The sequence below is a fragment of the Paraglaciecola hydrolytica genome, from assembly GCF_001565895.1.
In the GTDB taxonomy this organism is placed as follows: Bacteria; Pseudomonadota; Gammaproteobacteria; order Enterobacterales; family Alteromonadaceae; genus Paraglaciecola; species Paraglaciecola hydrolytica.
In genome coordinates, this window is sequence record NZ_LSNE01000020.1 from 155,593 (window position 1) to 165,779 (window position 10,187).

8 protein-coding genes and 1 pseudogene are annotated in these 10,187 nt (G+C 42.5%); 2 read left to right on the top strand and 7 right to left on the bottom strand.

Annotated elements, in window-relative coordinates; genetic code table 11:
- Nucleotides 1–6: 6 nt before the first annotated feature.
- From AX660_RS22245 to AX660_RS22265, 5 genes are all read right to left on the bottom strand, one after another.
- Entirely contained in the window at nucleotides 7–684 is a 678-nt protein-coding gene (locus tag AX660_RS22245; protein ID WP_068382292.1) for an ABC transporter ATP-binding protein, read from the bottom strand.
- Nucleotides 685–696: 12 nt separating this feature from the next.
- Nucleotides 697–1,941, bottom strand: a complete 1,245-nt coding sequence (locus tag AX660_RS22250) for an efflux RND transporter periplasmic adaptor subunit (RefSeq protein WP_068382294.1) — start codon at nucleotides 1,939–1,941, stop codon at nucleotides 697–699.
- A 247-nt stretch (nucleotides 1,942–2,188) separates the two neighbouring features.
- Nucleotides 2,189–3,319 (bottom strand): RNA polymerase sigma factor, encoded by a 1,131-nt coding sequence (locus AX660_RS22255; protein WP_068382296.1) that lies wholly within the window; start codon nucleotides 3,317–3,319, stop codon nucleotides 2,189–2,191.
- Nucleotides 3,316–4,266 carry an alpha/beta fold hydrolase gene (locus tag AX660_RS22260; RefSeq protein ID WP_068382298.1) on the bottom strand — a complete coding sequence of 317 codons (951 nt, stop codon included), beginning with the start codon at nucleotides 4,264–4,266 and terminating at the stop codon, nucleotides 3,316–3,318. Before AX660_RS22260 ends, AX660_RS22255 begins: the two co-directional genes overlap by 4 nt.
- Nucleotides 4,267–4,398: 132 nt before the next feature.
- Nucleotides 4,399–5,382 carry an alpha/beta hydrolase family protein gene (locus AX660_RS22265; RefSeq protein WP_068382300.1) on the bottom strand — a complete coding sequence of 328 codons (984 nt, stop codon included), beginning with the start codon at nucleotides 5,380–5,382 and terminating at the stop codon, nucleotides 4,399–4,401.
- Between the two features lie 209 nt (nucleotides 5,383–5,591).
- Here AX660_RS22265 and AX660_RS22270 point away from each other — a divergent pair, with 209 nt between their 5' ends.
- Complete coding sequence (locus tag AX660_RS22270; RefSeq protein ID WP_131811853.1) at nucleotides 5,592–5,822, top strand: hypothetical protein; 231 nt, start codon at nucleotides 5,592–5,594, stop codon at nucleotides 5,820–5,822.
- 101 nt (nucleotides 5,823–5,923) lie between these two features.
- Nucleotides 5,924–6,796 (top strand): protease HtpX, encoded by an 873-nt coding sequence (gene htpX / locus AX660_RS22275; protein WP_068382304.1) that lies wholly within the window; start codon nucleotides 5,924–5,926, stop codon nucleotides 6,794–6,796.
- A 612-nt stretch (nucleotides 6,797–7,408) separates the two neighbouring features.
- Here the strand turns inward: htpX and AX660_RS22280 are convergent.
- Complete coding sequence (locus AX660_RS22280; protein WP_068382306.1) at nucleotides 7,409–8,080, bottom strand: hypothetical protein; 672 nt, start codon at nucleotides 8,078–8,080, stop codon at nucleotides 7,409–7,411.
- A gap of 271 nt (nucleotides 8,081–8,351) precedes the next feature.
- Nucleotides 8,352–10,187: pseudogene (locus AX660_RS22285) on the bottom strand (hypothetical protein); the annotation flags it as partial.

The following is a 10,187-nucleotide window of genomic DNA, read 5'->3' on the forward strand; positions in this document are numbered from 1 at the left end:
TTGTCGTTAGCTAATTTTACCGTCTAACAAATTGATCCTACTTTTTGCCATCGCAGCATAACGAGGATCATGAGTCACCATGCAAATGGTTGTACCTTGCTCATTAAGCTGAGCGAGTACCTCCATAATTTGGTCACCTGTCTTAGAGTCCAAGTTTCCCGTGGGTTCATCCACAAGCAATATGGATGGATTGGCAACCAAAGCCCGCGCTATCGCCACACGCTGTTGTTGTCCACCAGAGAGCTGATTGGGTTTATGTTGGCTACGGTTACTTAATCCAACCAAAGCTAAACATTGGTTAACACGCTCCGTTATTGCCTGTTTTGACGGTGGCTTATTGTGATAGCTAAGGGGTAAAGCGATATTGTCAAACACCGTCATCTCATCAATTAGATTAAATGATTGGAAAATAAAACCGATCTTTTGATTTCTTAATTCAGCAGCGTGGTCCAGTGATAATTTAGTGACATCAATACCATCAAGTAAATATTCGCCACTGCTGGCCTCGTCAAGCAAACCCATTAATGACAATAGAGTCGATTTACCACAGCCGGATGGCCCAGAAATAGCGACGTAGTCACCTTGAGTTATGCTTAAATTAATTTGATCTAAGGCATGGGTTTCCAACTCATCGGTTTCAAATACCTTGCAGATATTTTTCATGGAAATTTTTATGTTATCCATCACGTTTCCTTGTTAATTAATGCTGATATGGGTTGCATCTAAATTAGATAAATCTGAAATAATTAAGGTATCTCCTGCCTGCGCACCCTCTATTATTTCAATGGAACGATTCGCTTGTTTACCAAAACCTATGGCGCTCAGTTCCGCTTCAGACTTATTCTGGTTAAGCTTGTAGACAAATTGCTTGCTTGCTGCTTGTACTTTGGCTGGACGTTGTACGTAAAGAATATTGCTTAGCGACTCAATTATAATCTCGGCACTGATGCTTTGTTCTGGCCTAACATTAGCCGGTTGCTCAGCATCAAATACCACTTCGATTTCAACTGTGTTTTCAAACACCACGGGATTAATTCTAACAATATGGCCCGTTATCACTTGCTGGTAAGTATCAATTCGCACTTTTTGCTTGAGGCTTAATTGTTGCGCTGAACTTTGAGCAACATTGATCATGGCAATTAAGTCATCGGTACTGCCTATTAAAGCGACTTCACTACCCGCCGCAATGCTTTGCCCTAACTCCAAATCCATGCGCTGTAATACCCCAGCAAAGGCCGCCTTAATGCTTAAATCATCTAATTTTTTTTGCGCAGTAATAAGATTCGATTGATATAAGTTGCTTTCCTCTTGTTGAATATTGAGGGCCTCTGCATGCACCTTTAACAATTGTTCCATGCGTTGGCTGCTGATTTTCAATTGGTTTTCTAATTGCCTTTCCAACAGCTGACTTTCGATAAAATCGAGTTTTGACACTACGCCATCTTTAACCAAGGTTTCGCGCGCAGCTCGTTTTAGGGTAGCAGCTTCCAGTTGGGTTTTTATATCGGCGATGGCGGCTTGTTCTGTTAGTAACTCACGCTGATTGTTGAGCAACAATTTACGATAATTAGCCTTTGCTTTGCTTAACTCTTGTTCGGCGTTTTCTACCAATTGATTAATATCGGGGTTTTCTAGTTGAACAATCACACTGCCACTTTCTACTATGGCTCCTGCTTTTAGAATGATTTCTTTAACAATGGCAGGACTTTGCGCAGTAATTAACTGGCGTTTGTTGGATTTTAAAATGCCAAAACCATTGACGGTAATATCCACATCACCACGTTGCACATCAGCTAATAAAATATCTTCATGAGAAACACTAACCGCTGAGCCTCTTTGGTATGCAATGATCACCAAAACCAACAGTACGACGGCAAGTAATAAGAATAGTTGGTTGCGGGCAATGCCTTTAGAGGACGGTTTCGTTTTTTTAATATCCATATCCACGCCAATTCATGTTGATTTTACTCTTATTCTTATTATTTGAGTTTGTGGCAAGCCTAATAAGTATGCAAGTCTAAATGACCTCGCTGTTGAATTGACTGTATTTTTGAGTCCTAATTGGAGCTAAGTTTGTTTGCATTGTTGGTTAAATAGATTCACTTTTAAGCCTTTTATGAGCGTATATTGTTGGCTTGGCTTGATTGTTTTAGCACGCTTCAAACTGCTTTAGCTAAGATTGCCACTGCTACAGTGGCAATCTTCCACTATTGATCAAACCAATAAGCATTCCTGCAAAACCCGTTGTTATCCCTAAGACTAAACCCCAAAAGCCACAAAATTTTTGTACCTTCCTGCTGCGTAATTCTTTGGCATCAGAGGTGGGTAGGGCATAAATTTCTAACTCGACCAATTTGTGCATTTTTGTGACTAGCACTATCACACCCCAAGCAAATAACGAGTAGGCACTTACTGGAGCCCACCAACCTAAAGTCAATTCGTAGGCACAGGTTAGCAAGACACCACTGAATATTAGCCAGATAGTCATATATTTGCGGTAGAGCAGCACTTGTTGTTTGGCAGCTTCTCGTGACATTTTTTTCAGTAACAAAGTTGTACTCATACGCACCGCAATAATAGCCAGTAGCACACCTAACAGTGAGCCACCTAATACAGCCAAAAACTTGGCAAAAAAGCCTGATTTACTGCTTGCGCCACTGCTGGCTAAACTCGCTGCAGCAACCGGACTGCTGGTGGTAATTGCACCAAGTACTAAGGCACTAAAACCAAGGGTAGGCGCGGTAGAGAGCAATAAACGCCCATGTTTAGCCAGTATTTGTTCTTCTAGTAACTTTCTGACTCGTGACAACTTTTGGCGAATATTGGCTTCACTTTGCTCTAATAAACGCGCGACCTGTTGGCTTGATTGTTCTTCACGATAATAAAGTAAGACTATCTCACGGCTTTCTTCGGGCAGTTGCTGAATAAAATCTTGCACGATCACTGATTGCTGCTGGCGCTCTAGGGCGATGTCGTGTCCATCGGTTGGATCACAAAATTGGGCTAGTAGTTCGTCGGCTTGTTCACTGTCTAACTTTTGTTTTAGTTTATTGTCTCGCATAAAGTTTAATGCTTTGTAACGCGTCTTTTGGCGCAACCAGGGCAAAATACTCCTGCTATTTTGCAAACTGGATATTTGTTGCCATGCGCCTATATAAACTTGCTGGGCTACATCTTCGCTGTTATCCAAATCTTTGACGATGGCCAGCGCTATACTACTGACCATATTACTGGTTTGTTTGATCAGACGGGCAAAAGCTTGCTGATCACCCCCTTGCGCCTTAAGGACGTCGGCATGCAAAGCATCGTTGAAACTCATAATGCTGCATCCAAAAATTCACTGACTTGAGCATTTAACCATTGTGGGTCGTCGAGCATGATAAAATGTCGCGACTGGGTATTCATTACTAATTTAGCTTGAGGCAGGGCTGTTAATTGTTGTTGATAAAGCTCTGCAGCCGCTTGTTGTGGGGCGCTATCAGCAAAGCCTCCTGATGCTCCTAACAATAATAAAGGAGAGTTGATTTTACTGATTTCTTGGCGCAAATCAGTGCTCAACAGGGTGAAGATGGCTTCGCCTACAGTGGCTGGATTAGATTGTTCAATCATCGCCATAACAGTATTTTGTGCCTCAGTGCTGGTTGCTTGACGCGACAAACCATAACGGCTTTGCATACTCAGTTGCTGTTGAGTCATACCTTGATACATCGTGTTTATTTGCATTGCCTGTGTTGCCAAGCTGGCTACCGTTGACTCATTTGTTTGCGTAAATATTGGGCCAATATAAGGTAGGCCGTCAATGGATATCACTGCTCCCACGGAATCTGGAGCACTAGATGCCAACCACATGGCCATAAATCCACCTAGGCTATGGCCAATGATGGCGGGTTTAAAGAGTTTGTTGTTTTCGATATAACTCAACAGCTGTTGTTTGACTGCAAGTAATGAAGGGCTTGTAGTCGCCGGTGTTTCAGCAAAACCGGCAATATTAACAAGGTGTAATTGGTAGTGCTTTGTCAGTACTTTACTTAAGCCATCCCATACTCGCTGATCAGACATTAAACCGGGAATAAGTATTACAGGTTTGCCTTGGCCAATTACCTTTATAGTAAATTGGTTGGTGGATGGTTTGTTTGCTGTTTCTGCTGCATTTACCAAACCATTGGCGAAGAGTTGGAAAATGATAGTGGCGATAAACAGCGCGATAAAAGAGAGTTTAAATTTTAAAGTATATTTTTTAGGCGTTTTGTTGTTTAGGGTTTTCATTTTGCTGGTTTCCTTTAAGTTGTAATGTGATGTACAAGTTAAAGGCACGACGACTGAACAAAGTGTGACAAAGATTTTATAAAAAACTTAAAAAATCTATTTTATCGGGATTTTCCTTGCTAAAACTGTCAATTAGTTTGCTTTAAGGTAACTATTTAACCAGCTTATGGACTGCTCAAAAAGATCAGCTCTGCTTTTAAGCAACCCATGGTCATCACCCTCATAAATAACCAACTTGTGCGGGTAGCCTTGTTCGCTAAGGGCAGTTGCAAGTAGTTTAGATTGCTCCACATTTACATGCTTATCCTCCGAGCCATGAACCAGTAAAATTGGCATTTCAGTTGGCAGTTTATCGATCCACCTTATCACCGAACGTTTGGCCAGCTCCTTGGCTCTGTTAGACTGAAAATTTGGAATCCTAGCTTGATAAACCTTTTCCATTTCAGGTCGCCTTGCCAAGGCTTTTTCTGCATCGGCATTGCCAGCAATGGCGACCATAGCCTTAACATTGTTTAACCGTGTTGCGGCCTGATAAGCCTGCATAACTCCGCGACTCCAGCCAACCAGTGCAATATTGGAGGTATCAACATCTGGCATAGCCTTGGCTATCTCTACTAGTGCGATGACATCATTAACGTCATTGCCGCCAAATTCATCCTGTCCATTATTTTTGATAAAACGAGCACTGGCACCACGGTATTGACTGCCAATAACCAGATAACCGCTTGTTGCAATGTCGGCTATAAAGTCGATTTTCTTGTTAAAACCCATGTAACCATAGTCAGCGTTACCACCGCGGTTATAGATGACCAGAGGCAATTTTTTATTATGTTGATGTTTGGGTTTAAGGTAATAACCTTCGACAGTGAAACCGTCAACCTGATAAGTAAAATCGACACATTCCAATGTGTCTTTTCGCTCATTGAATTTACTTTTTGGAAAGGATGCTAAGAATCGCTCTTTGTTAAAATTCTTTTTTGAGGCTGAATAAGCTAACCAACTTTCGTAGCTCTCAAATGATCCTCTGAAACAGCTTTTGGCATCGTTTATCTGATAATCAGCGTGGCAAAATGTGCTTATTAAAGTCAAATAGAAAAAGACTAAAAATAGCTTCATACAACATTCCTTTTGAATATTACTTCTGATCACATCGAAGCATAAAACCGACATTACTTTAGGTATTTAAATTAACCAACTGTGTTATTTTAAGCAAGTCATCAGTAAGTGCTCTTTCGTTCACTCACTATATTTATAAAAAGGATAACTTGATGTTAAGCAAAGCAATAATGCTTTTAGGTGTTTTGAACCTCACAGGCTGTGTTGTTATGCCGGCAGTCGATCATACTGAAAAATATCAATGTGCATTATCGACAGATAAAAAGACCTTAAAAGTGGTTAATTTACTAGAGGGAGATACCAGTTTTTATGAATGGAATGATGAGTTTTTATCCCTTATTACTATTCCTACATCGGCCATTGTCTCGACAGTCTATGTTGCAGTAAATAATGTCTACCACATTGGTGAAAAACAAATTAAATGTGGCAACAAGACCTAGCTATTACCTATTTCAACACACCGAGCAGAATTTTTGTCACTAAGCCTCTTGTGCCTTTAAGGGATTAGCTCCATATCTGCGCCATCAACCAAGGAGTGTTTATGTTTCGTATATTGATGTTTTTAGCCACTAACATTGCCGTCATGGCATTGATCAGTTTGGTGTTTAGCTTGTTTGGTTTTCAAGGTTTGTTGGCGCAAAACGGCGTTGATTTAGATTTACAAGCCTTGTTGGTTTATTCAGCTGTTATTGGTTTTAGTGGTTCGATTATTTCACTGTTTTTATCGAAGTCTATGGCCAAACGCACAATGGGTGTAGAACTGATTAATTCTCCAAGTAACGAAACTGAAAGATGGTTAGTGCAAACCGTTAAAATGCAGGCTGAGCGCGCCAATATCGGTATGCCAGAAGTGGGTATTTTTAATCATGCCAGCCCTAATGCTTTTGCTACCGGTTGGAACAAAAACTCGGCCTTGGTCGCGGTGAGTACCGGCTTATTACAACATATGTCGAAAGCTGAAATCGAAGCGGTATTAGGTCATGAAGTCAGCCATGTGGCCAATGGCGACATGGTGACTTTGACCCTTATCCAAGGAGTGGTGAATACCTTTGTAGTGTTTTTGTCGCGAGTGATTGGCCATGTAGTCGATCGAGTGGTATTTAAAGTAGAGCGTGGTCATGGGCCCGCTTTTTGGATAGTGTCGATTATCGCTCAGGTTATTTTGGGCATATTCGCCTCAATGATAGTCATGTGGTTCTCCCGTTATCGCGAATTTAAAGCCGATGCCGGTGGCGCCAAATTAGCAGGGCGCAACAATATGATAGCGGCCTTACAACGTTTAAAACAAAATCAGGATGCTCCCCCCTTACCGGATGAAATGAGGGCATTTGCGATTAGTGCCGGTAAGGTGCAAAAACTGTTTTCCAGTCATCCACCCTTGGATGAACGCATTAAGGTGTTGCAACAGGGATAAGCTGCGCTTACTTTATCGCTGCGCGAAAGGGTATGCGCGGAGCTTACAGTTGATTGCATCGCTGCGCGACAAGGCATGGCCTGCGGCCACAGGGCATGCGCTGCGCGCACCAAGCTACAGCATGCGCTTACTTATAAATGCATCGCTTCGTGACAAAGCATGCACTCCGTTTACGTCATCTCGATAACTGCTCCTGCGTTATTCTACCTTCCAACATCCATGTTGGTCGCATGACGTTTTTTCAAACCTCGTCCCGAGGCTCGACTCACTTCTTTCCAACAGCTGAAAGAAGTGAGCAAGAAAAGCCGCTCTCCGGCCAACTTACTGATCCGATTTCACCTGCACCTTATTTTCAAACCGACTTGGAGAGCACATCCCTGTGCTCGCCAAGCCTTGTTGAAACAATGTCGTGGAAATGTAATTTGCTGATATTTTGACAGAGTCTTTAACACATCCATGATGATCGGCACCCAGTCTTCACATCCATGTGAAGCCGTTCAACTGGGCGAAGCTGCGCTTCTAAATAATCCAGTTTCACCCTGTTTGGACATTTGACAAGCCGATACTTCTATCGGGAAAGTTGGAGTCGAGGGGAAAATCAAAAGCATCGGCTTAGCCGATTGAATAACATGGCTGTCTTGATAATTCGGTCCGACGGGTTTGCCGACTACGATCCGCTCCATCCCAGATCATCGCAATTAAAAAAGTAACCAGTCCACCAGCAAAGATCATCGGCAGTATCAATGTCACCGTCATTGGAGAAAAGTTGATTATCATTGCCAGCACAAACACAACCGAAGCGGCGGTGCCTACGGCGACAGTAATCGGTACCTTAAAACGCATCCAGTGTAAACGTGCTGCTACGGCGGTTATGACACCAGAAATAATCAGCGACATTTCCGACACATTTTGCTGATTGACATCATTAAATAAAATCGGCACAGCAAATATACCGCCCAAAAACGTCAGCAACAGGCCAATAGCTGGTAGAGCCATATGGCGTTTACGCACAAAGTATTCCGCTAAGCCCCACGAAACCGCAGACAAGGCTAAAGCACCAAACCAAGGTTCAAATGTTGCGCCCAGCCAGGCAACCGACACCAATAGCAAACCACTGGCAATCATTACAAACACATCATTAAACCCTGAGATTAAACGAAAGTTTTCTTCATCAACTAATTGTGTATTTTTAGATTCTGCCATAAATTGGCGAAATTGTTGCACTGACGTTTGACTAAACATGCCTTCTTCAACGGCAGTTGTCAGGTCTTCATCTGTATACATAGCCTTTCCTCGATTAGTGGTTCAAGGCTTATAAAGCAAATGTTAAGCCACTAAATTTTATTATTATATTTCAATAACATAGATATATAATTCTGTGTTCGAGATTTTATTCAACCAAAAAATTAGGAAAACTGACCATTAATTATGAATATTGACCCAATGCTTTATAGATAAGTTGTTGAGATATTCATGCATGACCACTCAAAGCAATATAATGGTCTACTCATTTAAGAGGCTGTTAAAAGTCGTTTGTGATTACTATTCCAGGCGATTATTCAGTGGTATTTTCAGGCACCAAATCCGGATTCCATTTTCTGAAGGTGCGGTTTAAAAAGTCATTGGCCAGCGCCTCGAACTCAGGGTGTAGGCTCATTCCGTAAAAGGCGGGTGCAGTTAAGATAAACTTCTCAATCCCTATCAAGTCTGTATCTAGCATTGGCTGGCGCTTAAACATACTCTGGGTTTGCTGGAGGGAAATATCGCCAGTGAAATACATAAGATCTGCACACCACCAGCCGACCTTATTTTGAGTTTGTTGGCATAGGGAATTTGCATCAGCAAGACTAGTTTGCAGTACCTGCGCATAACTGCCATCCCCTTTGCGTTTTTTAATGGCTGCATAGTCATAAGGCTCACTGCGATTAAGATCAACGCGTTGCATAAACTCCTCTGCGCTTACCCCTGCCAACTGCTGTTGTTGTTCATACAAAGTTTCGTCGCCTAACAGCAGCTTGTAGTATGTCAGTAATTCGCTTTGGGTAGACTCACTAACCGGTAATTGTTGAAAGCGCAGGCGCTGTTGTTCGTTGAGTTTGCCTCGCATATCTAAATCCAATAGTAATAAGAAAGCGCCCAAAAATTGTTCTGCATAATCCGGTGACTGGCGTAACTCTTCGGCCATATAATCCAGCGCGGTATCGATATTGCCGCTCAGTATATTCACTGAAGATTTTGCCCTTCTATAGTCTGCACTAGGCTCGCCGCGATAGTCGTTAATAAGCGCTAAGGTCGCTTCAATATCCTGTTGGTAAGCGTAACTAAAATAAAGGTTGCTGACGAAGTTCAGCGAGTTATCTGGAAATAGCCGTTCCATTCTGGATAACACTGCCTGAGCTTTATCAGGTTGTTCTGTTACTAAATACAAAAACCCAAGGTTGGACATATTGACCTGACTTTGCGGATTGGTTTTCAGTATCTGCTCCCGGCGCAGAATCATATCCTGATAATTATCCAGCCTTAACGTACTGACGTTTTGAATGAGCGGGTCATTGGGCGCTTGTTCATAAGCTTGTTGATAAAGCACTCTGCTTATTGCGAGTGTACTGTTGTTCTCAGCTTGTGTTGCCATTACCAGCGTTTTAAGTGGAAAGTCTGGTGCGGCCAATAGCTCCCAAAACAAGCGTTCTGTTTCTGACTGACGTAATTCCTCGGTAAAGCCCCCATAGAATAAGGCAAGGCCGTATACTACATGAAGTTGCGCCTTAGCAAGATAAAACTGCGGATCCAGCTCTATCGCTTGTTGCAATATGTCAGCGGCTTGCTCTAACGAATCCGAGCTGCGCCGATAAGCCAGCTCCCGCCCCTGAATAAACAACTCATAGGCTTCGGGGTTCGAGGTCATACCGGCTTCATGTTCAACCTGATCAGGTAACAGATTAAGTTTGAGTGCTTGGGTAATGGCATAGGTGAGTTCATCCTGCACCGCAAAAATACTGTTTAAGGTACGGTCATAGGTTTGTGACCAGATATGCGCACCGCTGGTGACTTCTATCAACTGGGCGGTAATACGTAATTGGGATTTATCCTTACGCACGCTACCTTCGAGCACGTAATTGACATTAAGCTGTTGCCCGATGTCGCGAATATCGGTATTACTGTCTTTGAAATTAAACGACGAGGTGCGGGAAATCACTACCAATTGATTTAAACGGGCTAAGGAATTGAGAATTTCTTCAGCAATGCCATCACCAAAATACCCCTGCGATTTATCCGGGCTCATATCTTCAAAGGGCAATACCGCAATGGAGCGCTCTAAACTCTCATCGGCTGTTGACACCAGCATCTTTTCATAAGCGATAAAAGCCAGCGCCAACGCTAACGCTCCAGC